Annotated in this window: 25 protein-coding genes; 11 read left to right on the plus strand and 14 right to left on the minus strand. The window is 70.4% G+C overall.

The window, feature by feature from the left end:
* Positions 1–117 precede the first annotated feature (117 nt).
* Positions 118–1,113 carry an o-succinylbenzoate synthase gene (locus ASD56_RS01190; RefSeq protein WP_082541161.1) on the plus strand — a complete coding sequence of 332 codons (996 nt, stop codon included), beginning with the start codon at positions 118–120 and terminating at the stop codon, positions 1,111–1,113.
* A 101-nt stretch (positions 1,114–1,214) separates the two neighbouring features.
* Here ASD56_RS01190 and ASD56_RS01195 read toward each other — a convergent pair whose 3' ends face one another.
* Entirely contained in the window at positions 1,215–1,859 is a 645-nt protein-coding gene (locus ASD56_RS01195) for a TetR/AcrR family transcriptional regulator (protein ID WP_055960304.1), read from the minus strand.
* Positions 1,860–1,987: 128 nt separating this feature from the next.
* Between ASD56_RS01195 and ASD56_RS01200 the strand changes: the two genes are divergently transcribed.
* On the plus strand, positions 1,988–4,834 hold the full coding sequence (locus ASD56_RS01200) for an MMPL family transporter (protein ID WP_055960307.1): 2,847 nt from the start codon (positions 1,988–1,990) through the stop codon (positions 4,832–4,834).
* Complete coding sequence (locus ASD56_RS01205; protein ID WP_055960309.1) at positions 4,831–6,825, plus strand: YhgE/Pip domain-containing protein; 1,995 nt, start codon at positions 4,831–4,833, stop codon at positions 6,823–6,825. The genes ASD56_RS01200 and ASD56_RS01205 overlap by 4 nt, the downstream gene beginning before the upstream one ends.
* Before the next feature lie 163 nt (positions 6,826–6,988).
* On the opposite strand, the gene ccsB is transcribed toward ASD56_RS01205, so the two are convergent.
* The 6 genes from ccsB to ASD56_RS01235 are packed head-to-tail and all read right to left on the minus strand — an operon-like array spanning position 6,989 to position 12,605.
* Positions 6,989–8,101, minus strand: a complete 1,113-nt coding sequence (gene ccsB / locus ASD56_RS01210; RefSeq protein ID WP_055960312.1) for a c-type cytochrome biogenesis protein CcsB — start codon at positions 8,099–8,101, stop codon at positions 6,989–6,991.
* A gap of 5 nt (positions 8,102–8,106) precedes the next feature.
* Complete coding sequence (resB, locus tag ASD56_RS01215; protein WP_235565464.1) at positions 8,107–9,780, minus strand: cytochrome c biogenesis protein ResB; 1,674 nt, start codon at positions 9,778–9,780, stop codon at positions 8,107–8,109.
* Between the two features lie 13 nt (positions 9,781–9,793).
* Complete coding sequence (locus ASD56_RS01220) at positions 9,794–10,600, minus strand: cytochrome c biogenesis CcdA family protein (protein ID WP_055960317.1); 807 nt, start codon at positions 10,598–10,600, stop codon at positions 9,794–9,796.
* Positions 10,597–11,208 (minus strand): TlpA family protein disulfide reductase, encoded by a 612-nt coding sequence (locus tag ASD56_RS01225; RefSeq protein ID WP_055960319.1) that lies wholly within the window; start codon positions 11,206–11,208, stop codon positions 10,597–10,599. The genes ASD56_RS01220 and ASD56_RS01225 overlap by 4 nt, the downstream gene beginning before the upstream one ends.
* Positions 11,208–11,837 (minus strand): histidine phosphatase family protein, encoded by a 630-nt coding sequence (locus ASD56_RS01230; protein ID WP_055960322.1) that lies wholly within the window; start codon positions 11,835–11,837, stop codon positions 11,208–11,210. The genes ASD56_RS01225 and ASD56_RS01230 overlap by 1 nt, the downstream gene beginning before the upstream one ends.
* Before the next feature lie 42 nt (positions 11,838–11,879).
* Positions 11,880–12,605: a DedA family protein gene (locus ASD56_RS01235; RefSeq protein WP_082541162.1), complete on the minus strand. Its 726-nt coding sequence runs from the start codon at positions 12,603–12,605 to the stop codon at positions 11,880–11,882.
* A gap of 169 nt (positions 12,606–12,774) precedes the next feature.
* On the opposite strand from ASD56_RS01235, the gene aspS reads away from it, so the two are divergent.
* Together aspS and ASD56_RS01245 are read left to right on the plus strand one after the other, a co-directional pair.
* Positions 12,775–14,115, plus strand: coding sequence for an aspartate--tRNA(Asn) ligase (gene aspS, locus ASD56_RS01240; RefSeq protein ID WP_055960325.1), 1,341 nt, complete (start codon positions 12,775–12,777; stop codon positions 14,113–14,115).
* Positions 14,116–14,267: 152 nt separating this feature from the next.
* Complete coding sequence (locus ASD56_RS01245) at positions 14,268–15,050, plus strand: tyrosine-protein phosphatase (protein ID WP_055960327.1); 783 nt, start codon at positions 14,268–14,270, stop codon at positions 15,048–15,050.
* A gap of 17 nt (positions 15,051–15,067) precedes the next feature.
* Here the strand turns inward: ASD56_RS01245 and ASD56_RS01250 are convergent, their stop codons facing one another.
* From ASD56_RS01250 to ASD56_RS01265, 5 genes are all read right to left on the minus strand, one after another.
* A complete protein-coding gene (locus tag ASD56_RS01250) occupies positions 15,068–15,328 on the minus strand; it encodes a glutaredoxin family protein (RefSeq protein ID WP_055960329.1) in 261 nt (86 codons plus the stop codon).
* Between the two features lie 35 nt (positions 15,329–15,363).
* The gene (locus ASD56_RS01255; RefSeq protein ID WP_055960332.1) at positions 15,364–15,657 is read right to left on the minus strand and encodes a rhodanese-like domain-containing protein; all 294 of its coding nucleotides are present in this window, start codon (positions 15,655–15,657) and stop codon (positions 15,364–15,366) included.
* 91 nt (positions 15,658–15,748) lie between these two features.
* The gene (locus ASD56_RS15890) at positions 15,749–15,847 is read right to left on the minus strand and encodes a 30S ribosomal protein bS22 (RefSeq protein WP_003792170.1); all 99 of its coding nucleotides are present in this window, start codon (positions 15,845–15,847) and stop codon (positions 15,749–15,751) included.
* An 80-nt stretch (positions 15,848–15,927) separates the two neighbouring features.
* Positions 15,928–16,119 carry a helix-turn-helix domain-containing protein gene (locus tag ASD56_RS01260; RefSeq protein ID WP_055960335.1) on the minus strand — a complete coding sequence of 64 codons (192 nt, stop codon included), beginning with the start codon at positions 16,117–16,119 and terminating at the stop codon, positions 15,928–15,930.
* A 96-nt stretch (positions 16,120–16,215) separates the two neighbouring features.
* Complete coding sequence (locus tag ASD56_RS01265) at positions 16,216–17,142, minus strand: TetR/AcrR family transcriptional regulator (RefSeq protein WP_055960338.1); 927 nt, start codon at positions 17,140–17,142, stop codon at positions 16,216–16,218.
* A 105-nt stretch (positions 17,143–17,247) separates the two neighbouring features.
* On the opposite strand from ASD56_RS01265, the gene ASD56_RS01270 reads away from it, so the two are divergent.
* Both ASD56_RS01270 and ASD56_RS01275 read left to right on the plus strand, forming a co-directional pair.
* Positions 17,248–18,159, plus strand: coding sequence for an ATP-binding cassette domain-containing protein (locus tag ASD56_RS01270; RefSeq protein ID WP_055960340.1), 912 nt, complete (start codon positions 17,248–17,250; stop codon positions 18,157–18,159).
* Entirely contained in the window at positions 18,156–18,962 is an 807-nt protein-coding gene (locus ASD56_RS01275; RefSeq protein WP_055960343.1) for an ABC transporter permease, read from the plus strand. The genes ASD56_RS01270 and ASD56_RS01275 overlap by 4 nt, the downstream gene beginning before the upstream one ends.
* A 63-nt stretch (positions 18,963–19,025) precedes the next feature.
* Here the strand turns inward: ASD56_RS01275 and ASD56_RS01280 are convergent, their stop codons facing one another.
* Complete coding sequence (locus tag ASD56_RS01280) at positions 19,026–19,430, minus strand: ArsR/SmtB family transcription factor (protein ID WP_055960346.1); 405 nt, start codon at positions 19,428–19,430, stop codon at positions 19,026–19,028.
* Between the two features lie 67 nt (positions 19,431–19,497).
* On the opposite strand from ASD56_RS01280, the gene ASD56_RS01285 reads away from it, so the two are divergent.
* Both ASD56_RS01285 and ASD56_RS01290 read left to right on the plus strand, forming a co-directional pair.
* Positions 19,498–20,937 carry a TrkH family potassium uptake protein gene (locus ASD56_RS01285; RefSeq protein WP_157535707.1) on the plus strand — a complete coding sequence of 480 codons (1,440 nt, stop codon included), beginning with the start codon at positions 19,498–19,500 and terminating at the stop codon, positions 20,935–20,937.
* Positions 20,930–21,601, plus strand: a complete 672-nt coding sequence (locus ASD56_RS01290; RefSeq protein WP_055960353.1) for a potassium channel family protein — start codon at positions 20,930–20,932, stop codon at positions 21,599–21,601. The genes ASD56_RS01285 and ASD56_RS01290 overlap by 8 nt, the downstream gene beginning before the upstream one ends.
* Positions 21,602–21,667: 66 nt before the next feature.
* Here ASD56_RS01290 and proC read toward each other — a convergent pair whose 3' ends face one another.
* Positions 21,668–22,510: a pyrroline-5-carboxylate reductase gene (proC, locus tag ASD56_RS01295; RefSeq protein WP_055960356.1), complete on the minus strand. Its 843-nt coding sequence runs from the start codon at positions 22,508–22,510 to the stop codon at positions 21,668–21,670.
* 216 nt (positions 22,511–22,726) lie between these two features.
* Here proC and ASD56_RS01300 point away from each other — a divergent pair, with 216 nt between their 5' ends.
* Both ASD56_RS01300 and ASD56_RS01305 read left to right on the plus strand, forming a co-directional pair.
* Positions 22,727–23,839 carry an alpha/beta hydrolase gene (locus tag ASD56_RS01300; protein ID WP_055960359.1) on the plus strand — a complete coding sequence of 371 codons (1,113 nt, stop codon included), beginning with the start codon at positions 22,727–22,729 and terminating at the stop codon, positions 23,837–23,839.
* 50 nt (positions 23,840–23,889) lie between these two features.
* A complete protein-coding gene (locus ASD56_RS01305; protein ID WP_055960362.1) occupies positions 23,890–24,861 on the plus strand; it encodes a cation diffusion facilitator family transporter in 972 nt (323 codons plus the stop codon).
* Positions 24,862–24,863 lie beyond the last annotated feature (2 nt).

The following is a 24,863-nucleotide window of genomic DNA, read 5'->3' on the forward strand; positions in this document are numbered from 1 at the left end:
GCCGGACGGGCGCGGCGCGCCGGGCGCCCCGGCGTGGCGTTGCGGGATCGCGCCCCGAACGGACCGGCCAAGGCGGTGCGTGGGGCGGCAGTCGGGCGGCGCGTGCATGATGGACCCGTGACCATCGCTGCGCACGCCCCCTCGCTCGACGACCTCCTCGCGACCGCCCGGGTGGTGAGCCTTCCGCTGGTCACGCGGTTCCGCGGCATCGACGTCCGCGAGGCGATGGTGTTCGAGGGGCCCGAAGGCTGGACCGAGTTCTCGCCGTTCCCCGAGTACGCCGACGAGGAAGCGGCCACGTGGCTGGCAGCGGCGATCGACTACGGATGGATGCCGCAGCCCGCGCTCCTCCGTTCGGAGATCGCCGTCAATGCCACCGTGCCGGCCGTGGCCGCGGCATCCGTCCCCGACGTGCTCGCCCGCTTCGACGGGTGCCGCACGGCGAAGGTCAAGGTCGCGGAGGCGGGTCAGCGGCTCGCCGACGACGTCGCCCGCGTGGCCGCGGTGCGGGCAGCCATGGGCCCGGAAGGGCGCGTCCGGATCGACGCGAACGGGGCGTGGAACGTCGATGAGGCCGAGCACGCGATCCACGCGCTGGCGGAGTTCGACCTCGAATACGCCGAGCAGCCGTGCGCGAGCGTCGAGGAGCTGGCCGAACTGCGCCGCCGTGTGAAGTACATGGGCATCCCGATCGCCGCCGACGAGAGCGTGCGCAAGGCCGCCGACCCGATCGCGGTCGCACGAGCGGGTGCGGCCGACCTGCTGGTGATCAAGGCGCAGCCGCTCGGCGGAGCCCGGCGCGCGCTGGAGATCGTCGCCGAGGCGGGGCTGCCCGCGGTGGTCTCGAGCGCGTTGGACACGTCGATCGGGCTCGCAATGGGCCTCGCGCTCGCCGGCGCACTGCCGAACCTCGAGTACGACTGCGGGCTCGGCACAGCGGCGCTGCTCGCGGCCGACGTGGTCTCAGAGCCCCTCGTGCCCCGTGGCGGAGTGCTGCGGGTCGGACGGGTCAGCGCCGACCCGGCACTGCTCGAGGCGCACGCGGCGAGCGCGGAGCGTCGCGACTGGTGGATCGAACGACTTCGCCGCTGCCACGCCGTGCTCAGCGCGTAGCGACGAGTTCCTGCCGAAAGCGCACGAACGACGAGACCCCGGATGCGGCGCCCGTCGTTCGTGCACTCTGGGCCGCCCTTCGAGGAGGGGGCGGCCCGCGCTCAGCGCGCGGGCGGCTCGATGAGCAGCTGCGCGACGCGCGCGAGCTCCTCGTTGGTGCGGCGGCACATCTCCTCGTAGTCGAGGCCCGCCATGACCGCGCGCACCGAGGCGCCCTCCCAGACGGTGAGCATCACGCGCGCCGCCTCCTCGGCCGGCAGCCGGAACCGCAGCACGTTGGCGCGGCCGATGTCCTCGATGATCTGCGCCACGCTGCGGCGCATCTCGTCGTCCTGCGCCAGGTACGCCCGGGCCAGATCGGGGTTGCGCAGCGCGTGGATGCGGATCTCGCTCATCAGCAGGACCCCGAGCCGGTCGTCGGCCGAGACGTCGAGCACCTGCTGGATGATCGCGAACGCGTCGGCCGGAGCGTGCTCGAACGAGCCCAGCTTCTCGAGCTCGCCCACCCGGCCGCGGACCGCGGCGACCCGCTCGCGGGCCACTCGTCCGGCGAGCTCGAGGAACAGCTCGTCCTTCGTCTCGAAGTTCGAGTAGAACGCGCCGCGGGTGAAGCCCGCGCGATCGCAGATGGCTTCGACGGATGCCGCGTCCAGCCCCACCTCGGCGAACACCTGGGCGGCGGCATCCAGCAGTTTCTGGCGCGTGGCTTCGCGGCGGCGCGAGGTCACGGCGACGGCGTCGGTCATCCGTACTCCTCTCGGCCATCTTCACACGGACTGCCCAGGTTCACTGGGCCAACCCGGCCTACGATACACTCATGTATCCGATACAGCGCTGTATCGAAAATCCCTGATCCCGTCCTGCGGAGGCGCTGTTGTCCACCCTGCTGTATGCCCTCGGGCGCTGGTCCTACCGTCACCCGTGGCGCGTACTCGTTTCGTGGCTGCTCCTGCTCGGCATCGCCGGCGGCGGCGCGCTGGCGTTCAACCAGGGCACCGACAACTCCTTCACGATCCCCGGCACCGAGGCCCAGGCGGGCCTCGAGCAGCTGAACCGGACGTTCCCGCAGGTCAGCGGCACCAGCGCCCAGATCGTGATCGTCGCGGCCGACGGCGAGTCCGTCGCCGATGAGCCCTACGCCGGCGCGATCGGCGACGCCGTGGCCGAGCTCGGCGACATCGACGGCGTTCTGGGCGTCACCGATCCGTTCGACGACATGGTCTCGGGCCTGGTGAACGAGGACGAGAACGCCGCCATCGTGCGCCTGCAGTTCGACGGACAGGCCACCGACGTCACGCCCGAGTCCAAGGCCGAGCTCACCGCCGTGGCGGACGAGCTCGAGGCCGCCCTCCCCGACGACGCGCAGGTCGCGCTCGGCGGCGACCTCTTCTCGATGTCGGTCCCCGGCATCACCATCACCGAAGGCATCGGCATCATCATCGCGCTGCTCGTGCTCATGGTGACGTTCCGCTCGTTCCTCGTCGCGGGGCTTCCGCTGGCCACCGCCCTGGTGGGCGTGGCGCTCTCGATGGCGCTCATCCTGCTGTCCACCGCCGTCGCCTCGATCTCGTCGACCACGCCCCTGCTCGCCCTCATGCTGGGCCTCGCGGTCGGCATCGACTACGCGCTGTTCATCGTCGCGCGACATCAGGACCAAGTGCGCGGCGGGATGGACCCCGAAGAGTCCATCGCCCGCGCCAACGGCACCGCCGGCTCCGCCGTCGTCTTCGCCGGCGTCACCGTGCTGATCGCGCTCATCGGCCTGGGCTTCGCGAACATCCCCTTCCTCACGACCATGGGCATCGCAGCCTCGGTGGCCGTCGCGATCGCGGTGGCCGTCGCCGTCACCCTGACTCCCGCGATGCTCGGCTTCATCAAGGGCCGTGTGGTGGGACGGATGCCGCGTCCCCGCCGCGTCTCGTCGCGCTCCGCTCGCTCGGGCGCTGCAGCTGAGACCACCGAGACCGCTCCGAAGGTGAAGCGCGGCTTCGCCTCCCGCTGGGTGGGCATGGTGACCAAGCATCCGGTCGTCACGACCATCGCCGTCGTGCTCGGACTCGGCATCCTCGCGATCCCCGCATCGAGCCTGGCCCTGGCGCTCCCGAACGCCGGTGTGCAGCCGGAGTCGTCGCAGGCGCGCGTGAGCTACGACCTCGCCGCCGAGCACTTCGGCCCCGGCTTCAACGGGCCGCTGATCATGACGGGCACCATCGTCACCTCCAATGACCCGCTGGGCCTGATGGAGGACCTCGCCGCCGAGGTCGAGGACGTGCCCGGCGTCAAGGAGGTCGCCCTCGCGACCCCGAACGAGACGGCCGACACCGGCATCATCCAGGTGATCCCGACGACCGCGCCCGACGATCCCGCCACGGCCGAGCTCGTCCGCGAGCTGCGCGAACTGGCGCCGGAACTGGCCGACGAATACGGCGTCGATCTCACCGTCACCGGCTTCACCGCCGTGGCGATCGACATCTCCGACCGGCTCGGCGCGGCGCTCGTGCCGTTCGGCATCTTCGTGGTCGGGCTCTCGTTCATCCTGCTGATGATCGTGTTCCGCTCGATCGCCGTGCCGCTCACCGCGGCCCTCGGCTACCTGCTGTCGGTCACCGCGGCCTTCGGCGTCGTCGCCGCCGTCTTCGAGTGGGGCTGGTTCGCCGACCTCCTCCACGTCGCCCGCACCGGGCCCGTGATCAGCTTCATGCCGATCGTGCTCATGGGCGTGCTGTTCGGCCTCGCCATGGACTACCAGGTGTTCCTCGTCTCGCGCATGCGAGAGGACTACGTCCACGCCGTGCGCCGCCAGGGCTTCAGCGACCGAGCCACCTCGGTCGACGCCATCCGCTCCGGCTTCACCGCGTCCGCGCGCGTCGTCACGGCTGCCGCGTTCATCATGTTCGCCGTCTTCGCGGCGTTCGTGCCCGAGGGCGACGCGTCGATCAAGCCGATCGCGCTCGGCCTCGCCGTGGGCATCGCGATCGACGCGTTCCTGGTGCGCATGACACTGATCCCGGCGCTCATGGCGCTGCTCGGCGAGAAGGCGTGGTGGATGCCGCGCTGGCTCGAGCGGATCCTCCCGCGCGTCGACATCGAAGGCGAGGCGGTCGAGCGCGAGATCGCCCTCACCGACTGGCCCGAGCCGAACACCACGGCCGTCGTCGTCGGCGAGGACGTCGCGGTGCGCGCGGACGGCGGCACCGCCGGCGACGTGTCGCTCGTCGAGGACGCCACCTTCCGCGTCGAGGACGGCGGGACGCTCATCGTCACGGGCGACCCTCGCGCGGCTCGCGCGTTCGCGCTGCTCGTGGCAGGCCGGCTCGCGCCGAGCGACGGTCGTGTCCGCATCGCCGGGCACCTCCTGCCCGAGCGCGCGGCATGGGTGCGGGCTCACGTCGGGGTCGCGCTGCTCTCGGGCTCGGACGACCGCGTCGGCGAGCTCCGCCGTGCCCTCAGCGGGCGGGCGAGCCTCGTCGTGATCGACGGCCTCGACACGTTCGACGCCGCCGAGCGCGACCAGGCCGCGGCGCTGCTGAGGGATGCCGAGGCCGCCCTCCGCGCACGGCCGGACGCGGCATCCTCCCGCCTGACCGTCGTCGCGACCGCGAAGGCCGACGGTCCGGCGCTCTCCCTCCTCGCCGACGCACACCGACCCGACGTGACCTCGCTCACGCTCCGGTCGGGCTCGGCGCCCGCTTCCACCACCGTCTCCGAGGTGAACGCATGACCCTCCACATCGAACGCGCGCGCTCGCGCCGGCCCGTCACCTGGCTGACGATCCTCGGCGTGCTGCTGCTCCCCGTCGTGATCGGCGGCATCCTCGTCGCCGCGCTGTACAACCCGGTCGAGCGTCTCGACGGCCTGCAGGCCGCCATCGTGAACGAGGACGAGGCGGTCGACATCGACGGCCAGCTCGTGCCCCTCGGCCGCCAGCTGACCGCCGGCCTCGTCGAAGGATCGGACGAGCAGCCAAGCAACCTGACCTGGACCATCTCGAACGCCGACGACGCGGCGGAGGGCCTCGCCGACGGCACCTACACGGCCGTCATCACGATCCCCGAGAACTTCTCGGCCGCCGCGACCTCGACCCGTCCGGGCGAGACGCCGGAGCGCGCCACCATCGAGGTGCAGACGCCGCCGGACAGCCTGATCGTCGACGACGCCATCACTGCTCAGGTGACGACGGCGGCGGCATCCCTCATGGGAGACCAGCTGTCGCAGGTCTACCTCGAGAACGTGTTCCTCGGCTTCACGACCCTCGGCGACCAGCTCGGCGAGGCCGCCGCCGGAGCGAGCGACCTCGCAGACGGGGCCGGCCAGGCCGGCGACGGCGCACAGGCCCTTGCCGACGGCTTCCCGCAGCTCTCGAGCGGTGCGAGCGGCCTCGCCGACGGCGCCGGCGCGCTGCAGAGCGGGCTGGGAACGATCGCGAGTGGAACACGGGATGCCGCGTCCGGCGCCTCGCAGCTCGCAGCCGGGCTGAACCAGGGGGCCGCCGGACTCGAAGCCACCGGGCTCGTGCCGGCTCAGCTGACTCAGGCCGCGGGTGGCGCCGCTGCGTTGACCGGTGCGGCTGCGACGTCGGCGAAGGCGGCTTCGGACAGTCTCCAGACCCTCGCAGACTCGTGCACCCAGTCCGAGGCGTTCTGCGATCAGCTCGACGCGGCCGCGGCTTCTGCCGCCACGGCGTCCGGGGCGTTGAACGGCGACGGCACGCAGCAGAACCCCGGTGCCGTGGCGCTGACGGCAAGCACGTCGGCGGGTCTGACGCAGCTCAACAGCGAGGGAACCGCGAAGTTCGCCGCGCAGTTCCGCACGATCGCGGGCAACGTAGCGGCGCTCGGCGGCGGGCTCACGCAGCTCGCGAGCGGCGTCGACCAGTCCGCGGCCGGCGCCGGCCAGCTCTCATCGGGAGCGTCGCAGCTCGCGGGCGGGCTCGACGAGGCCGGCACGGGTGCGACCTCGCTCGCCGATGGCGTCGCGGCCATCGCTGACGGAACGGCGACGCTCGCGGACGGCCTGGATCAGGCATCCACCGCCCTGCCCTCCTACACCGACACGGAGGCCTCGAGCCTCGCCGACGTGGTCGCGAACCCGGTCGCCGCAGACGGCGTCGGCACGTCGCTGTTCGGCGCCTCGGCCATCCCGCTCCTGTCGATGCTGGCGCTGTGGTTCGGCGGCCTGGGCACCTACATCGCCGTCCAGGCAGTCTCGCGCCGGGCGCTCACCGCGCGCGAGCCCTCGGCACTGCTGGCGCTCCGCGCCTTCGCGCCGGGCGCCGCGATCGGCGCCGCGCAGGGCCTGCTCGTCGCGGGAGTCGTGCAGCTGGCCGCCTCGTACGAGTGGGGTCAGTGGTGGGCGTTCGCCGGCGTGAGCGTCGTGGCGGGCATCGCGTTCGCCGCAGTGAACCAGGCGCTGGTCGCCGTCTTCGGCGGCGCGGGCCGCTGGGTCTCCGCTCTGATCGGCGTGCTCGCCGTAGCCGCCGGAGTCGTGTCGACCGTGCCGGGCGCGCTGTCCGGCCTTGCGGGACTCATGCCCACTTCGCCCGCCTACGCGGGAATGGTGTCCGCGCTGACGGAGACCCCCGGCGTCGGCGCGGCGCTGGCCGGCCTCACCATATGGGCGGTCCTGTCATTCGGGGCCACCGTGCTGGCCGTCGTGCGCCGCCGCACCACGTCGGCGCGCGCACTGCTGACGGCCGTGCCCGCCGCGGCCTGACACCTGGGCCGCTCTAGCGCTGCAGATTCCTGCGAGTGCTGCGTCGCAAGACGCGGCACTCGCAGGAAACTGGCGCTCGCATGCACCGAGCTCAGCCGAGCAATCCCCTGGTCGCAAGGGAAACGGTCACATGCCCGATCTGGCATGTGACGCGAGATCCGCGTCAGCTCAGGCCGGAGTAGGCGTGGAGGCCCTTGAAGAACATGTTCACGATCGTGAAGTTGAACATGACCGCGGTGAAGCCGATGATCGACAGCCAGGCCGACCGCGACCCGCGCCAGCCGCGCGTCGCACGGGCGTGGATGTAGCCGGCGTAGAGCACCCAGACCACGAACGTCCAGACTTCCTTGGTGTCGAAGCCCCAGTAGCGACCCCACGCGTCGTTGGCCCAGATGGAGCCGGCGATGAGCGTGAAGGTCCAGAAGATGAAGCCGAGGATCGCGAACCGGTACGCCAGCGACTCGAGGGCGTCGGCGCCGGGCAGCGTGCCGAGGAAACGGGGTCCGCTCTTCGGCGGAGCGGTCCCCACGCCCCCTCCAGGCGCCGCTGACGCGTCGCCGGGAGCCTCCGGGCGCGTGGGCCCAGCCGCGGACGCGGCCTCAGCCTCGACCTCGGCCGCCGCGGTGATCCGGCGCTCGCGCCGCGCCTGCATGAGCTGCAGCACCGAGAGGCCGAACGCGAGGGCGAACAGCGCGGTGGCGAGCGAGGCGACGAAGACGTGGATGACGAGCCACACCGACTTCAGCGGATCCATCAGGGGCACGATCTCGACGTAGAAGGCGAGTGTCGCGCCGCCGAGGAGCACCACGACCAGACCGGTGATGAAGGTGCCCAGGAAGCGCAGGTCGTAGCGGAACAGCACGCCGAGGTAGACCGCGACGATCAGCAGCGTGCCGGTGAGGGCGAACTCGTACATGTTCGACCACGGCACGCGTCCGGCCGCGATGCCCCGCGTGACGTCGCCTGAAAGGTGGAACAGGAATCCCAGGACCGTGAGCGAGGTGCCGATGCGCGCCCAGACCAGTCGCTGACGCTGCCCTATCGGGGCGTTGAGCGCGGCATCCGCCTTCGTCTCCTGTGCCGTCATCGACGGGATGATGCCCGCCCGGCCGGCGCCGACGAGCTCGCGCTGGGGCACCTGGGCGTCGACGGCGACCGCGCCGCGCCGCGCCAGGTCGACGGCGTATGCGATGAAGGCCAGCGCGTAGACGGCGATGGCCGTCCACACCAGCAGAACCGAGACCGAGTCCAGCGAGAGTCCAGTCGTTTCGGGCATGATCCTCAGTCTACGCGGGGGTATTTGGAGGCCTGGAGAGAGGCCAGGTGGCGCTGCGCGAACTGCGTCACCGCGTCATCGAGAGTGGGATCCTCGCCGCGCGCGAGGCCGGCGTACTCGAGGCGCAGTGCGCCGTCATCGGCCGTCACCTTGACCCACAGGCGGCGGCGCGGCACGAACAGCGCCGCGAGCAGGCCCGCCGTCGCGAGCACGGCGAACGCGAGCACCCAGCCTGCGGCGTCGTCGCGGTGGATCGACAGCGAGACGTAGCGCTTCACGGCGCCGTCGTAGCCCTCGGCACCCTCAGGCGCCTCGTTCTCGAACGTGATCGAGCCGTAGCCACCGGGCAGGTCCGCGGTCTCGCCGGGGGCGAGCTCGATCGACTCGACGTCGGTTCCGCGTCCGGAGAGCTTGTCCATGCCGGTGGGGTCGAGCGTGTACACCGAGCGGGGCGTGCCGTCGTCGATGCCGAGGTCGCCCGCGTAGACGTCGAGCGAGACGACGGGCAGGCCGAGCGCCGGGTAGGCCGAGGTGAAAGCCCCCGTGTGCAGCTCCGCCTGGGTCGGGTAGAAGAAGCCGACGAGCCCGAGCTGATCGGCGAGGCCGTCGGGAACCTTGACGACGCCGAGCGAGGTCATGTTGTTGTCCTGCGGCAGGAACGGCACGGACTCCGAGAAGACGATCTCGCCCTCCGGATCGCGGATCGTGAGGGTGGGCGCGTAGCCGTTGCCCATGAGGTAGATGCGGTCGCCGGCCATCTCGAGGGGATGATTGACGCGCACCTCGCCGGACTGCGGCTCGCCACCCGAGTGCTCGGTGGTGAGGTTCGCGACGAAGTCGCCCGCCTGCCCCTGACCCTGCGCGCCGAGCGGCTGGTAGGTCACGTCGAACCGGTCGAGGGTCAGCGCATACGGAGCCAGGGTGTCGCCGTCGACGAAGCGCCCCGGATTGAAAGAGGTGTAGTCGAGCAGCGTGTTCACGAAGGTGCGGCCTTCGATGATCACGGTCTGCCCGGTGTAGGTGAAGCCGCCGCCGATGCCGACCGCCAGCAGCACGCCGACCAGGGCGCCGTGGAAGACCAGGTTGCCCGTCTCGCGCAGGTAGCCCCGCTCCGCCGACACCGACAGCGCCGAGCCGCTGTCGTAGCGCTCGACCCGGTAGCCGCTCTTCTTGAGCTGCTGCTGCGCCGCCTCGATGGCAGCGGATGCCGCGGCCGCGGCATCCTCCCCGGAATTCAGCTCGAGCGTCTCGGACCGGTGCACGTCGAGGCGCGCCAGTCGCGCCGGCGTGCGCGGTGGCCGGGCGCGAAGGGCCTTCCAGTGGTGCGCGGTGCGCGGGATGACGCAGCCGATGAGCGAGATGAACAGCAGGATGTAGATCGCCGAGAACCAGGGCGACGCGTACACGTCGAACATGCTCAGCGCGTCGAGCACCGGTGCGAGGTCGGGGTTGTCGGCGAAGTACTGGGTGACGCCGTTGGGGTCGGCACTGCGCTGCGGCACGAGCGAGCCGGGCACGGCCGCGATCGCGAGCAGCAGCAGCAGCACGAGGGCCGTGCGCATCGAGGTGAGCTGACGCCAGCCCCAGCGGATCCAGCCGACGAACCCGAGTGCGGGGTTGGTGATGTCGCCGGATGCCGCGGTGTCGGCGTGGTCCGACGGCCGCAGTGGATCGCTCACGGCGGAGTCGGCGTCAGAGCGGGAGGGGGACACTCGCGAACACCCCCTGCAGCGCCGCCATCATCTCGGTCCAGATGCCCGTCACCATCAGCAGCCCGACGACGATGAGCAGCGCTCCGCCGACGATGTTGACGATGCGGATGTGGCGGCGCACGAAGTCCACCGAGCGCGTCGCCCAGCCGAAGCCGAGCGCGAGCAGGATGAACGGGATGCCGAGGCCGAGCGAATAGGCGACGCCCAGGGCCGCCGCGCGCGCGGCCGAGCCGGAGTCGAAGGCCATCGTGAGGATCACGGTGAGCGTCGGGCCGATGCAGGGGGCCCAGCCGATGCCGAGCGCGATGCCGAGCAGCGGTGCACCGACCAGGCCGAGGTTGCCGCGCACCTGCGGGCGCGCGATGCGCTGCGCCAGGCCGAAGACCCCGATGAAGACGAGCCCCATGGCGATGATGACGACGCCGAGCACCCGCGTGATGAGGTCGGCGTACTCGATGAAGAACCGGCCGAGCGTGCCGCCGAGCATCGCGACGCTCACGAAGACGAGCGTGAACCCGGCGATGAAGAGCACGACGCCGAGAAGCAGGCGCCCGCGTGGCGGGGCCTCGGTCTGGGTGCTTCTCGTTTCGGTCGTTGAGCGAGCGGAGCGAGACGAGACGCCGCGGTCGGTCTCGGGCCGCGCCGACACCGCTCCCCCGATGAAGCCGAGATAGCCCGGCACGAGGGGCAGGACGCAGGGCGACAGGAACGACAGCAGCCCGGCGAGCACGGCGATCGGGATCGCGACGAACAGCGAGCCGTCGGCCACGAGGTCGGCTGGGCTCACGACTCCTCCAGCGCTTCGCTCACGAGCGTCTTCAGGATCGACGCATCCTCGAGCTGGCCGATGAGCCGGGCGGCGACCCGGCCCTCCTTGTCGAGCACGAGGGTCGTGGGCGTGGCGTTGATCGGGGTCTTGTCGGCGAAGGCCAGCTTGATCGCCCCGTCGCGCGCGGCCATCAGGCTCGGGTAGGTGACGCCGTACTTCTCGGCGAAGGCGGCCGCCGTCTCGGGAGCATCGCTGGTGTTGATCCCGAGGAACGTCACCGGCTCGCCCTCGAACGACGCGTGCGCCTCCTCCAGTGCGGAAGCCTCGGCACGGCAGGGCCCGCACGCGGCGTACCAGAAGTTGATCACCACGACGTCGCCGGCGAGGTCGGCGCTCGAGACGTCGTCGCCGGTCTCGGTCGTCCCCTCGAACTCGACGGGCCCGGTGCGTTCGGCGGCGGGGATCTCGACGGCCTCGAAGCCGTTCGCGGCGATGAAGTTCTTGTTGTCGCCGGCGCGGTACTGGTCTGCCAGCGGGTCGTTCGCGCAGGCCGCGAGCCCCGCGATCATCGTGACCGCGAGCAGCGTGCCCACGCTGCGGCGTACCGAACGGTGCAGGCCCCTCATCACACGGCTCCCACGTCGACCGAGCCCGACAGCGAAGCCGGCTCGGCATAGGCGATCTCGGTCCACTTCTTGTCGACCATCTCGAAGCTGGTCACGCTCGACAGCGCACAGCGGCGCTCGCGCGGATCGTGGCGCAGCGGCAGGCCCGCGACAGCGAGGTGCGTGATCCAGATCGGCAGCTGGTGCGAGACGATCACGACGTCACCGGACTCCGCGGCATCCCAGGCCTGGGTCATGGCGGCGTTCATGCGCCCGACGACGTCGGCGTAGGGCTCGCCCCAGCTGGGGAGCGCGGGCTTGCGAAGGTGGCGCCAGTTCCACGGATTCACGAGCGCCCGCGCCATACGGCGGCCCTCGAAGACGTTGGTCGGCTCGATGACGCGCTCGTCGATCTGAGGCTCGAGGCCGAAGAGCTCGGTGAACGGCTCGGCCGATTCGCGCGTGCGCTGCAGCGGCGAGCAGATGAGCGAGGTGACCGGACGATCGAGCGACTTCACGTACTCGGCGGCCTGCCCGGTCATCGTTCGGCCGTCGACGCTCAGCCCGAATCCGGGAAGGCGCCCGTAGAGCACGCGACCCGGGTTGTGCACCTCACCATGGCGCACGAGGTGGAGGCGGTCGGCGGGCACCCGACCAGTCTACGTCGGCCGGTTCTGTGGGGCCGCTGAGCATCAGCGGCTGCGCGAGCTGTCCAGCTCGCGGTCCGGAGTCTGCTCGACCGGCTCGGCATGCTCGGCATGCTCGGCGCCCCGCTCGCGCGACGCCGAGATCAGCGAGCGCGTCCGTGCGAACACGAACCACGCCACGGCCAGCGCGGCGACCCCGATCACGATGTACTGGAGGACGTCGACGTACTGCTCCACGACGTGCCACGACTCGCCCAGCAGGAACCCGGCCATCACGAACACGGTGTTCCACACCAGGCTTCCTGCCGCGGTGAGCAGCGCGAAGCGCCACAGCGGCATGCGCGTCACCCCGGCGGGGATCGAGATCAGGCTGCGGAAGATGGGGATCATCCGGCCGAAGAACACGGCCTTGCCGCCGTGACGCCGGAACCACCCGACCGTGCGGTCGATGTCCTCGGCGTGCAGCAGCGGAACGCGCACCGCGATGCGGCGCAGCCGGTCGATGCCGAGCCAGGCTCCGAGGCCGTACAGCAGCAGCGCGCCGACGATCGAGCCCGCGGTCGTCCAGGCGAGCGCCTCGAAGAGGGTGAAGGATCCGTTGCTGGCGGCGAGCCCCGCCATCGGCAGCACGACCTCGCTCGGCAGCGGCGGGAACAGGTTCTCCAGGGCGATCGCGATGCCGGCGCCCGCCGGACCCACCACGTCCATGAGGGAGACGGACCAGTCCAGCAGCGCGGACAGCCAGGAGCCGTCGGAGGAGATTTCGGTCATCGGGGGCTTCGCTCTCGGTGATCGGGATGCCGCAGCCCGGCCAGGCACGACCCTTCTACGCTACGGAACCCCGATGAACGGTTCCTGGGGGCTGACCCCCGAATGCCCTGGGAGGTCACCCCGAGGTACCGAAAAGGAAGGCGGCATCCCCCGCGTAGACTGCTCCCTCGTGAGTGAACGCGTACTGGTCAACCAGCTCAAGGGTCTCGACGAGGGCCCCGTCTCCGTCTCCGGATGGGTCGAGACCGTCCGAGACCAGAAGAAGGTGCAGTTCGTCATCCTTCGCGATGAGACGGGTGCGGTGCAGCTGGTCAACCCGGCCACGCGCCCGGCAGAGGACGGCTCGGAACAGGATGCCGCGGCCCTCGCCCTCACCGACACCATCTCCGCTCTCGCGACCGGCACGTTCCTGACGGTCACGGGCCAGCTCAAGCACGACGAGCGCGTCAAGCTCGGCGGCGTCGAGATCAAGATCGGCGACCTCGAGATCGCGGCAGCAGCCCTGCCCGAGACGCCGATCGCCGCGGACAGCGCGCCCGACAAGCGCATGGACTGGCGCTTCCTCGACCTGCGTCAGCGCCGCAACAACCTCATCTTCCGCGTGCAGACCACCCTCGAGCACGCGATGCGTTCGTACTGGATCGAGCGCGACTACATCGAGGTGCACTCGCCGAAGCTCATGGCCACGGCATCCGAATCCAATGCCGAGCTGTTCGAGCTGGAGTACTTCGGCGACCAGACGGCGTACCTCGCCCAGTCACCTCAGTTCTTCAAGCAGATGGCCCAGGTCGCCGGCTTCGGCAAGATCTTCGAGATCGCTCCGGCGTTCCGCGCCGACCCGTCGTTCACCTCGCGCCACGCGACCGAGTTCACCTCGATCGACGCCGAGATCAGCTGGATCGACTCGCACGAAGACGTCGCCACCATGCAGGAGGAGCTTCTCGCCGCCGCGATCGGCGCGGTCAAGGAGAAGCACGGCGCCGAGATCGAGGAGCTGTTCGGCCTCGAGATTCAGGTGCCCGCCGTGCCGTTCCCGCGCATCCCGCTGGCCGAGGCGCTCGAGATCGTGAAGAGCCGCGGCTACGAGGTGCCCCGCACCGACGGCGACCTCGACCCCGAGGGCGAGCGCCAGATCTCGGCGTATGTCGAGGAGACCTACGGTCACCAGTTCGTGTTCATCACGGACTACCACCCCGAGATCCGCGCTTTCTACCACATGCGCAACGAGGAGACCGGGCTCACCAAGAGCTACGACCTGCTCTTCAAGGGCGTCGAGATCACGACCGGCGCGCAGCGCGAGCACCGCGTCGACGTGCTGATCGAGCAGGCCAAGGAGAAGGGCCTCGAGCCCGAGCACCTCGAGTTCTACTTCGACTTCTTCCGCTACGGCGCCCCGCCGCACGGCGGGTTCGGCATGGGTCTCGCCCGCGTGCTCATGCTGCTACTCGGCGAGTCGTCGATCCGCGAGGTCACCTATCTCTTCCGAGGCCCCACGCGCCTCGCCCCCTGAACCGCAGCGCGTCCTCCCTGACCCGTCGCGGGTCCCTCACCACGCGTGCCCCTTCGTCGAGACCGCACGAACGCACCCTCCTCGGCCCGAATCCGGTGCATTCGGGCGGTCTCGGCGCGTGGCGCGGCCGTCGCGTCTGGCACCATGGGCGCATGATCGAAGGCCTGCAGAACTTCCGCGACACCGGCGGCACTCCCCTTCGTGACGGCGGCGAGACGCGCTCCGGCGTGCTCTACCGGTCGGAGGCGCTCAGCGCCCTGACGCCCGCGGGTCTCGACAGCTTCGCTGCGACCGACATCGGCGTGATCGCCGACTTCCGCACGGGAGCCGAGCGCGGCATGGCCGCCGACCTCCTGCCGGACTCGCGCCCGTTCACCGTGGTCGAGCTGCCGCTGCTCGAAGGCGCCCTGACCGGAATGGCCCAGCAGGCCCCGATCGCCGACGACCCCGACGCCGCGAAGGCCGCCATCGCGGCCGCGGTCTCGCGGATCCCGGCCCTCGGCGACCTGTACGTCTCGATGCTCGGACAGGGTGCGGCATCCTTCGCGCGGCTCGCGCGCTTGGTCGCCGCGGCGACGGACGACCCGCCCACCGCCGTGCTGGTGCACTGCACGGCCGGGAAGGACCGCACCGGTGTCGCCGTCGCGCTCCTGCTCGAAGCCGTCGGGGCCGATCGCTCCGCGGTCGTCGCCGACTACAGCTCGTCCGCGGCCAACCTGGCCGGGCCCTGGGCGGATCGCATGCGCGCGATGGTGACCGCGATGGGCGTGCCGCTCACCCCGGCGGTCGACACCCTGCTGACCGGCACGCCTCCGGCCGCCATCGAACAGGCGCTGACCTGGGTCGACGCGCAGGGCGGGGCCGCCTCGTACCTGCAGTCCGGCGGTCTCACCGGCGACGAGCTGGCAGCGCTCCGCCTGCGTCTGGTCGCCTGAGGGATTCAGCGGCGCCGTCAGCCGGCGGGGATCGTCTCGGCGAGCGCGGCGCGCAGGCGGTCGGGCGAGACGCGCCAGTGGCCGTGCAGCGATCCGTCGATGAGCACCACCGGGATCTTCTCCCACCAGGCGGCGTACAGCGCGGGGTCGTCGGCGATCGAGAGCTCCTCGACCTCGACGGCGTCCTCGGGCAGCTCCGCCACGACCGTCTCGACGACCTCGCGCGCGACGTCGCAGAGGTGGCAGTCCGGCTTGCCGATGAGGGTGAGGGTCGTCACCCGCCCAGTCTAGAAGCGGGATCGGATGCCGCGGCTCAGGCCTCGACGGGATACCCGGCGGCGATCCACTCGTCGGTGCCGCCCTCGACGTTCGTGACGTCGTAGCCGCGCGCGGCCAGCGCCTCGACGACGCGTCCCGAGCGTCCGCCGACCTTGCAGATCACGTCGAACGCGCCGTCGGGAAGCTCGTCGAGGTGCTCGCCGATCGTCGACATGGGCAGGTTCACGGCACCGGGCACGCGGCCGGTCTCGAACTCCCACGTCTCGCGCACGTCGATCAGCGGCGTGCCGCTGCGCTCACGGAGCTGGTGGACGGTGATCGTCTGCATGGGGGCCTTTCTCGGCGGGAAGCGGGATACACGAAGCGCCCCCATCGACAGGTCAGGACCGGTCGGGGGACGCTTGGTGTCGTTTTGCCGCTTACTTCTTGTTGCGGCGCTGGTGGCGCGTCTTGCGAAGCAGCTTGCGGTGCTTCTTCTTCGCCATGCGCTTGCGGCGCTTCTTGATGACTGAACCCACGGAAAACCTCACAATGTCGGGGTCTGGGCGCAGCTCGTGCGCGCCCGGGTCGGGCAGATCGGAAAATGCCTCGGGACAGTCTAGCCGACGTCGGAGATCGGCCGATGCAGGGCTTCGGTCACCGCCGATTCGGGAACACGGTAGCTGCGACCGAAGCGCACCGCGGGAAGCTCGCCGGAATGCACGAGGCGGTAGACCGTCATCTTCGAGACGCGCATCAGCTCCGCGACCTCGGCGACGGTGAGGAAGCGCACGTCGGGCAGCTCCGCCATGTCAGTCCTTTCCCCAGAGTGCTGTCCACACTGTAGAGCGCCCGAGGGACGCGTGTAAACCGCTGTGACTGGTGGGATTCGTGAGATGTCGGCCGCTCAGCCTGCGGCCCGCCCCCGCGCGAGGCGTTCGCGGGCGTCTCGAGCGGCCTGCCGCTCGATCTTCTGGGCGTCGCGGAGGGCCTTCTCGGCTTCGCGCACGGCCTTGCGCGCCTCGCGGAACTTCTTGTCGGCGGCGATGTCGGCGTCCTCGGCCGCCTGCCACGGCGCGGCCGGTTCGGGCCGCCCTTCGGCGACCGCCGCCATGTAGGTCGCCACGCCGTCGAGCCCCCGCGCGATGCCGAACGAGAACGGGTCGGACGTGTCGAGGAATACGCCGGCATCGATCGCCGCGCGAAGCTCGGGGTACTCGTCGGCGGTAATGAGCTGGCGATAGAGGCCGTCCTCGCGCTTCGCGATGTCGAGGTCGTTCTCGCCCGTGGCCCGCTCCGTGCGCGCGTACCCGGCGAGCACGATCCCGGTCCAGCGCGCGTGCCCGGTCACCAGCAGCACGACGGCGAGCCGGTCGTTGTGCGAGAGCGGGGTGCCGGCGAGCGCGGTGAGTCCGGCATCCATCCACGCGGCGCTGTTGGGGGTCGCCGGCGATCCGCTGATCGGTACGTCGAGCACCCACGGGTGCCGCAGGTACTGCTGCACCTGTGCGTGATACAGCTTCTCGAGTCGCTCGCGCCAGTTCCCCTCGCGCAGGTCGGCCGGCGGAACACCGGTCGCCTCCTCCTGCATCAGCAGGATCAGGTCGTCCTTGGCGGTGACGTAGCGGTACAGCGACATCGGGGTGAAGCCCAGCTGCGCCGCGACCGCGGCCATCGACACGGCGCTCAGACCGTCGGCGTCGGCGATCTCGACCGCCGCCTCGACGATGCGCTCGACGCTCATCTCGCGTTTGGGCCCGCGCTGCGGGTTGGCGGCGACGCCCCAGGCGAGGGCGACGCCTCGCGGGAGCTCGATCTCGGCGTCATCCGTCATGCCGTCAGTCTAGGACTGTATATGAGGTAAACAGTGTGTTACCGTCATAAACAGTTTCACCCATACACACACGTTTCGTAAATACACAGAAGACGGGATGCCGCCATGTCACCAGCAACTCCACAGCCCGCCATCGACGTGCGGGGAGTGCGCAAGTCCTTCGGCCAGCAGATCGTGCTGGACGGGCTTGACCTGACCGTTCAGCGGGGCGAGGTCTTCGCGCTGCTCGGACCCAACGGCGCGGGCAAGACCACCACCATCAACGTGCTGACCACCCTCGCCCGCCCGGACGCGGGCACCGCCACGGTGGCCGGCATCGACGTCGTGCGCGACCCCGCGGGCGTGAAGCAGCGCATCAGCCTCACCGGGCAGTCGGCCGCCGTGGACGACGTGCTCACCGGCGCCGAGAACGTCGTCATGCTCGGACGACTCTCGGGCCTATCCGCCCGCGGCGCCAAGCGCCGGGCAGTGGAGCTCCTCGAACGCTTCGATCTGGCGGATGCCGCGACCAAGCGCGTCGGCGCCTACTCCGGTGGCATGCGGCGGCGGCTCGACCTGGCGCTCAGCTTCGTGGTGACGCCCGAGGTGCTCTTCCTCGACGAGCCGACCACCGGCCTCGACACCCGCAGCCGGCGCGAGCTGTGGGACGTGATCCGCTCCCTCGCCGCTGCCGGCACCACGGTCTTCCTGACCACGCAGTACCTCGAGGAGGCAGACCAGCTGGCCGACCGCATCGCCGTCCTCGACGGCGGCCGCGTCGTCGCCACCGGAACCGCCGCGCAACTGAAGTCCCGCGTCGGCGGCGACACCGTCGAGCTGCACGACGCTCACGGCGACCTGCTCCGCGAGGTGCCCACCGACGGCACCGTATCGGATCTCCGCCGCGCGCTGGACGTGCTCGACGAGTCTGGAGCCGAGGGCATGGTGAGCCTGCGCCGCCCCAGCCTCGACGACGTGTTCCTCGCCCTCACCTCGCCCGCCACCCGCTCCGCGGCATCCCTGAAGGAGACAGCATGACCGCCCTGACCCTGTCCACCGACGCACCGTCGCTGCGCCCGCGCATCTCGGGCCTCCTCGCCGAACGGGTGTTCGTCGAGCGCAGCCTCCGCCACTCGCTGCGCGACGGCGAGTCCCTGCTGATGGCGATCATGCTCCCCGTGATCCTCATGCTGACGTTCACGTGGGTGTTCGGCGGCGCCATCGATCCCACCGGCAGCTACGTCGACTACGTCGTGCCCGGCATCATCCTGCTGTGCGCGGGCTTCGGCGCCGCGAGCACCGCCGTCTACGTCGCCAGCGACATGAAGGCCGGCATCATCGACCGGTTCCGCACCATGCCGGTGCGGGCGAGCGCCGTTCTCACCGGGCACGTGATCGCCAGCCTGGCGCGCAACCTGGTCGCCACGGCGCTCGTGGTGTGCGTGGCCCTGCTGGTCGGCTTCCGGCCGACTGCGGATCTCGGCGGCTGGCTGGGTGCGCTCGGCATGATCGCGCTGTGGATCCTCGCGATCACGTACCTGTTCGCGGCCCTGGGCCTCGCGTCGAAGAGCCCCGAAGGCGCGAACGCCTACGGCTTCGTCATCCTGTTCCTGCCGTACCTGTCGAGCGCGTTCGTGCCCGTGGACACCATGCCGAGCTGGCTGCAGTGGATCGCCGACAACCAGCCGGTCACGCCGATCATCGAGACGATCCGCTCCCTGCTCATGGGCACCCCGATGACCGGGCAGGCCTGGTGGGGCGTCGGCTGGTGCCTGGCGATCCTCGTGCTGTCGTTCGCGTGGGGGGCCTGGCTGTTCCGCCGCAAGGCCGGGCGCCGCTAGGGGTCAGGCCTTGTCGCTACGCGGGCGGCCGGGCGAGCGACTCGGCCTCGGGCTCTGGTGGGATCAACGGCCGGGGAGCTTCTTGAGGGCGCTCTCGATGGCGTGCTTCGCGGATGCCGCGGCGCGACCCACCACATCGGCGGCATGCGCGGCCGAGTCCGTCAGCCCCGACCCGGCGTACTGCGGGGCGTCGTCGTCGCCGAGGAACGGGACGAGCCAGTCGTCCACCTCGTCGAGCGGCTCGGCCGACAGGCTGTAGTACCGGTGCTGGCCCTCCTCGCGCACGGAGACCAGGTGCGCTTCGCGCAGCACCTTGAGGTGCTTGGACACCGTCGGCTGACTGGCACCGAGCTCGTGCACGATGTGCGACACGCTGGTGCCTCGTTCGCCGGCGGTGGCGCGATCGAGCAGGAGCCGCAGGATGTCGCGACGCGTGCCGTCCGCGATCACGTCGAAGATGTCCGCCATGTGCTCAGATTAGTCGGGAGCCCCGCGGAGTACCATGACGGGAGTCTCGCAGCGAAAGGGGCGACGGATGGCGACTGACCCGGCCGGGTCGATCGTGCGCCGCGTGCCCTTGGCACTGAAGGCCGCATGGGACCGCTTGCGCAATCTGACGACGTCGTCGCCCGCGCGATTCGCGGTGCTCGTCTTCGTGATGCTGATCCTGCTGTTCACGGCATTGCTCTCGCTTCCGGCGGCCTCCACGAACGGCCGGCGCCTGCCTCTGGCGGACGCCGTCTTCACCGCCGTCTCGACGATCTGCGTCACCGGCCTCACCACCGTCGACATCGCGACGACCTTCTCACCCTTCGGCAAAGTCGTCATCTTCCTCGGGGTCAACATCGGCGGAATGGGCGTGCTGACGCTCGCCTCGATCCTCGGTCTCGTCATCTCCAAGCGCCTGGGCCTGCGCGCCAAGCTCATCGCCGCGAGCGACTCCAACCCGCTCCGCACCCACGGCGGGCCCGTCAACGAGGGCCAGACCGTCCGCCTCGGCGAGGTCGGCACGCTGCTGCGCACCGTCGCCCTGTCGACGCTCCTCATCGAGGCCGTCGTCGCCCTGGCGCTGTACCCGTCCCTCATCTTCGCCGGCATCAGCCCGCTCGAAGCCCTGTGGGAGGCGCCGTTCTATGCGGCCATGGCGTTCACCAACACCGGCTTCACCCCCAACCCGGGCGGGCTCGTGCCGTTCGCGGACGACTACTTCCTGCTGACGGTGCTCATGGCGGGCGTCTTCCTGGGCAGCATCGGCTTCCCGGTGATCTACGCCCTCTGGAAGCACGTCTGGCACTTCCGCAAATGGGGGCTGCACACGAAGCTCACCATCATCACGACGGTGCTCCTGTTCTTCGCGGGCGCCGCGGCGTTCCTGGCCCTCGAGTACAACAACCCGAAGACCTTCGGATCGATGGACGCGTGGGACACGACCTTCCAGGCGTTCTTCCTGTCGGCCATGACCCGCTCCGGAGGCTTCGCCGTCGTCGACGTAGGCGAGCTGTACGGCTCGTCACTCATCGTCGGTTCCATGCTCATGTTCGTCGGCGGCGGATCGGCCTCGACCGCCGGCGGCATCAAGGTCACGACCCTGGCTGTGCTCGCCCTGGCGGTGTGGTCCGAGGCCAAGGGGCGCCAGTCCGTCGAGGCATTCGGCCGCCGCATCCCGAGCGATGTACAGCGCGTCGCGCTGTCCGTCGTGGCGTGGGGCGCGACCATCGTGGCACTGTCGACGATCACGATCGCCCAGATCAGCCAGGCGCCCGTCTCGGACGTGCTCTTCGACGTGATCTCGGGCTTCGCCACGGTCGGCCTGTCGACCGGGCTCACGGCGGAGCTCAGCGACCCGGGGGTCTATGTCATGGCCTTGACGATCTTCATGGGGCGCATTGGTACAGTGACACTCGCCGCGGCGGTGGCCGCGACATCCCGTTCGCAGCTCTACTCGCTGCCGGTGGAAAGGCCGATCGTTGGTTGAACGGATCCGCAGCGACGCTCCCGTCCTGGTGATCGGACTCGGGCGCTTCGGCGCGGCCTGCGCGGGCGAGCTCGATCGCCTCGACCGCGAGGTGCTCGCCATCGACGACAACCTCGAGCTCGTGCAGAAGTGGTCCGAGCGCGTCACCCACACGGTGCAGGCGGACGCGAAGAACATCGACTCGCTCAAGCAGATCGGCGCGCAGGACTTCCAGGTCGCCGTGGTGGCGGTCGGCTCGTCGATCGAGGCATCCGTCCTGATCACCGCCAATCTGGTCGACCTGAAGGTCCCGCAGATCTGGGCGAAGGCGGTCTCGCAGTCGCACGGCAAGATCCTGGCCCGCGTGGGCGCCAATCACGTGATCTACCCCGAACGCGAGGCCGGCGAGCGCGTCGCGCACCTGGTGAGCGGCCGGATGCTCGACTTCATCCGCTTCGACGACGACTTCGTCCTCGCCAAGATGTACCCGCCGAAGTTCATCCGGGGCGTGGGCCTGAACGAGTCGGGCGTGCGCTCCAAGTACAACGTCACCGTCGTCGGGGTGAAGAGTCCCGGCAAGCCCTTCCGCTACGCCGAAGCAGCCACGGTCGTCACCAACCACGACCTCATCATCGTGTCGGGCACCAACTCCGACATCGAGCGGTTCGCGGCCCTCGACCGCTGATTCGGTCGGGTCCGCTGCGTGGCGGGGTGCCCGACCGCTCCGCTGAGCAGTCGGGGTGAGTCGCCGTCAGGCGCCGGCGGCGAGCTCCTTCGCCCGGGCGAGCGCGGCGTCTGCGGCGCGTGAGAAGACGTCGTCGAGACGCGCCTCCTGCAGCACCGCGATGGCCCGCTCGGTGGTGCCCTTGGGGCTGGTCACGCGCCGCCGCAGCTCTGCGGGGTCTTCTCCGGACGCCGCGAGCAACGCCGCCGCACCGATGAAGGTCTGCTCCGCCATCAGCCGCGCCTCGGCCTCGGCGAAGCCCTGCGCGCGAGCGGCCTTGGTGAACTCTTCGACCACGAGGAAGAAGTACGCGGGACCCGACCCCGAGATCGTCGACAGCGGGTCGATCTGCGCCTCCGGCACCTCCACGACGGTCCCGACGGTCTCGAACAGCCTCCGCACCACCGCTGTCTGCACGGGGTGGGCGTGAGTGCCTGCGGCGAGCCCGGTCACGCCCTTGCCGACGAGCGACGGGGTGTTCGGCATGGAGCGGAGCACCGCGACGTCGTCACTGAGGATTCCCTCGAACGTCGCGATCGTCACCCCTGCGGCGACGCTCACCACGATCGTGCCGGGACGCAGCACCGGAGCGATCTCCCGCAGCAGGTCGGGGACCATGGCCGGCTTGACACCGATCAGCACGACGTCGGCGGAGGCCGCGGCATCCCGATTCCCGTCCGGCTGGTCCTCCAAGGCGACGCTCGTCACGCCACTCAGGTCCGCGAGCTCGGCGGCCTTCGCCGCGGTGCGGTTGGTCACCGTCACACCGCCGGCCGCGAGACCCGACTCCACGAGCCCCTGCAGGATGGCACCGCCCATCGAGCCGGCGCCGAGGATCGCGATGGGGGGCAGCGGGGCGGAATCGGTCATGGCGCAATCCTACGAGGGCGCGCGTCAGCAAGCCGGGGGTCTGGGGCGGAGCCCCAGCAGGACCGCGCGTCAGCAAGCCGGGGGTCTGGGGCGGAGCCCCAGCAGGACCACGCGTCAGCAAGCCGGGGCGGTTCCGTTCACTCCGGCGTCGCCCGCGGCTATAGTCGGGATCACCGGGGCGAGGACGTCTCGCAGGCGGACTAGGGGAGGTCTGGCATGTCTCTCTTCGACGGCATCACGGCGCGAGTCATCGAGACGTCCCGCCTGAGCGTCAACATCCTCGAGCGCGTCGGCGATGACCCGGCGACACCGCACGACCGCACGGTGATCCTCGTCCATGGAAACGTGTCGTCGTCCCTGTTCTGGCAGCACCTCATGCAGGACCTGCCCACCGATCTGCGCGTCATCGCGATCGACCTGCGCGGCTACGGCGGCACCGAGCATGCCCCCATCGACGCGACGCGCGGCCTGCGCGACTTCAGCGACGATGTCCACGCCACGCTGGAAGCCCTCGGCATCTCGCGCGCCCATCTCGTGGGGTGGTCGATGGGCGGCGGCGTCGTCATGCAGTACGCGATCGACCACGGCGCGCTCAGCCTGACGCTCGAATCCCCGCTCTCCCCCTACGGGGTCGGGCCCACCCGGCGGGACGGGTCGCGCCTGACCGACGACGACGCCGGGTGCGGCGGCGGAGGCGCGAACCCCGACTTCGTCCGGCGGCTCATCGATCACGATGCCTCGGACGAGGCTCCCACGTCGCCCCGCAACGTGTTCCGGGCGAGCTACGTCGCCCCCGGCTTCACGACCGAGGACGAGGACGTCTGGGTCGCCTCGATGCTCTCGACCTCGACGGCGACCGGCAACTACCCCGGCGACAGCGCGCCGAGCGAGAGCTGGCCGGGCTTCGCCCCGGGAACGATCGGTGTGCTCAACGCGATGGCTCCGAAGCACTGCGACCTGTCGGGCATCGTCGACATCGCCGACAAGCCACCCGTGCTGTGGGTGCACGGTGCGCTCGACCCGATCATCTCCGACGCCTCGCTCTATGACTTCAACAACCTCGGCAAGCTCGGCATCGTGCCCGGGTGGCCCGGCGATGAGGCCGCCCCGCCGCAGCCCATGGTCACGCAGATGCGCGACGTGCTGGCCCGCTACTCCGCCGCCGGGGGCGACGTGACCGAGCGCGGCCTCGACGATGTCGGTCACACCCCGCACCTCGAGCGTCCGGCCGAGTTCCGCCATGCCCTGCTGACCGTGATCGGGTACGTCGGCCGTCCCGCTGATCCCGCTCCGACGACCGAGGCCATCTTCTTGAGATCCGAGAACTGACACCTCGTCAACCCGGATGCCGCAGCCCGCGCCATCCGTAGACTCATGGCATGAGTGCTTCCGGCGGCGGCAAGGCGATCATCGCGGCGTTCCTGGCGAACATGGGCATCGCGGTGGCGAAGTTCATCGCCTGGGGCCTTTCGGGCTCGGCATCGATGCTTGCGGAGGCGATCCACTCCGTCGCCGACTCGTGCAACCAGCTGCTGCTCCTGCTGGGCGGGCGGCGCGCGAAGCGCGCGGCCGACCGCGAGCACCCGTTCGGCTACGGACGCGAGCGGTACGTCTACGCCTTCGTCGTCTCGATCATCCTGTTCTCCGTCGGTGGGCTCTTCGCCATCTACGAGGGCGTCGACAAGCTGCGGCACCCGCACGCGCTCGACGAGAAGTGGTGGTGGCTCCCGATCGTGGTGCTCGTCGTCGCGATCGTCCTCGAGTCCTTCTCGCTGCGCACCGCGGTCACCGAGAGCAATCACGTGCGCGCCAAGGGCCAGTCGTGGGTGTCCTTCGTGCGTCACGCCAAGGCCCCCGAGCTTCCCGTCGTGCTGCTGGAGGACATCGGGGCGCTCATCGGCCTCGTCTTCGCCCTCTTCGGCGTCGGACTCACCGTGATCACCGGCAACACGGTCTTCGATGCCATCGGCACCTTGATGATCGGCACGCTCCTCGTCCTCATCGCGATCGTGCTCGGCTTCGAGACCAAGAGCCTGCTGGTCGGCGAGGGTGCGACCGAGGACGACCACGCGCGGATCGTCGACGCGATCACGACCGGCCCCGAGGTCGACAAGCTCATCCACATCAAGACGCTCTACCTCGGACCCGACGAGCTGCTCGTCGCGGCGAAGATCGGGTACACCTCCGACAAGTCGCTCGCGGCGGTCGCCGCCGATATCGACCGGATCGAGACCCGCGTGCGTGCGGCGGTGCCCACCGCCCGGGTCATCTACCTCGAGCCCGACATCTACCGCCCGAGCGCCGATCCGGCACCGGCCACCGAGGAATTCGTCATCCGCTCGACGGACTGACT

Origin of the sequence: Microbacterium sp. Root166 (assembly GCF_001427145.1) — a bacterium.
Classification (GTDB): Bacteria; Actinomycetota; Actinomycetes; order Actinomycetales; family Microbacteriaceae; genus Microbacterium.

Bases quoted from the DNA above. Each gene is read 5' to 3' on its own strand.
- ASD56_RS01255 (WP_055960332.1), bottom strand. From the start codon at position 15,657: ATGCAGACGATCACCGTCCACCAGCTCCGTGAGCGCAGCGGCACGCCG.
- ASD56_RS01305 (WP_055960362.1), top strand. From the start codon at position 23,890: ATGAGTGCTTCCGGCGGCGGCAAGGCGATCATCGCGGCGTTCCTGGCG.
- ASD56_RS01245 (WP_055960327.1), top strand. From the start codon at position 14,268: ATGATCGAAGGCCTGCAGAACTTCCGCGACACCGGCGGCACTCCCCTT.
- proC (WP_055960356.1), bottom strand. From the start codon at position 22,510: ATGACCGATTCCGCCCCGCTGCCCCCCATCGCGATCCTCGGCGCCGGC.
- ASD56_RS01205 (WP_055960309.1), top strand. From the start codon at position 4,831: ATGACCCTCCACATCGAACGCGCGCGCTCGCGCCGGCCCGTCACCTGG.
- ASD56_RS01260 (WP_055960335.1), bottom strand. From the start codon at position 16,119: ATGGCGGAGCTGCCCGACGTGCGCTTCCTCACCGTCGCCGAGGTCGCG.
- ASD56_RS01285 (WP_157535707.1), top strand. From the start codon at position 19,498: ATGGCGACTGACCCGGCCGGGTCGATCGTGCGCCGCGTGCCCTTGGCA.
- ASD56_RS01265 (WP_055960338.1), bottom strand. From the start codon at position 17,142: ATGACGGATGACGCCGAGATCGAGCTCCCGCGAGGCGTCGCCCTCGCC.
- ASD56_RS01195 (WP_055960304.1), bottom strand. From the start codon at position 1,859: ATGACCGACGCCGTCGCCGTGACCTCGCGCCGCCGCGAAGCCACGCGC.
- ASD56_RS01280 (WP_055960346.1), bottom strand. From the start codon at position 19,430: ATGGCGGACATCTTCGACGTGATCGCGGACGGCACGCGTCGCGACATC.
- ASD56_RS01235 (WP_082541162.1), bottom strand. From the start codon at position 12,605: ATGACCGAAATCTCCTCCGACGGCTCCTGGCTGTCCGCGCTGCTGGAC.
- ccsB (WP_055960312.1), bottom strand. From the start codon at position 8,101: ATGCCCGAAACGACTGGACTCTCGCTGGACTCGGTCTCGGTTCTGCTG.
- ASD56_RS01275 (WP_055960343.1), top strand. From the start codon at position 18,156: ATGACCGCCCTGACCCTGTCCACCGACGCACCGTCGCTGCGCCCGCGC.
- ASD56_RS01300 (WP_055960359.1), top strand. From the start codon at position 22,727: ATGTCTCTCTTCGACGGCATCACGGCGCGAGTCATCGAGACGTCCCGC.
- ASD56_RS01270 (WP_055960340.1), top strand. From the start codon at position 17,248: ATGTCACCAGCAACTCCACAGCCCGCCATCGACGTGCGGGGAGTGCGC.
- ASD56_RS01225 (WP_055960319.1), bottom strand. From the start codon at position 11,208: ATGAGGGGCCTGCACCGTTCGGTACGCCGCAGCGTGGGCACGCTGCTC.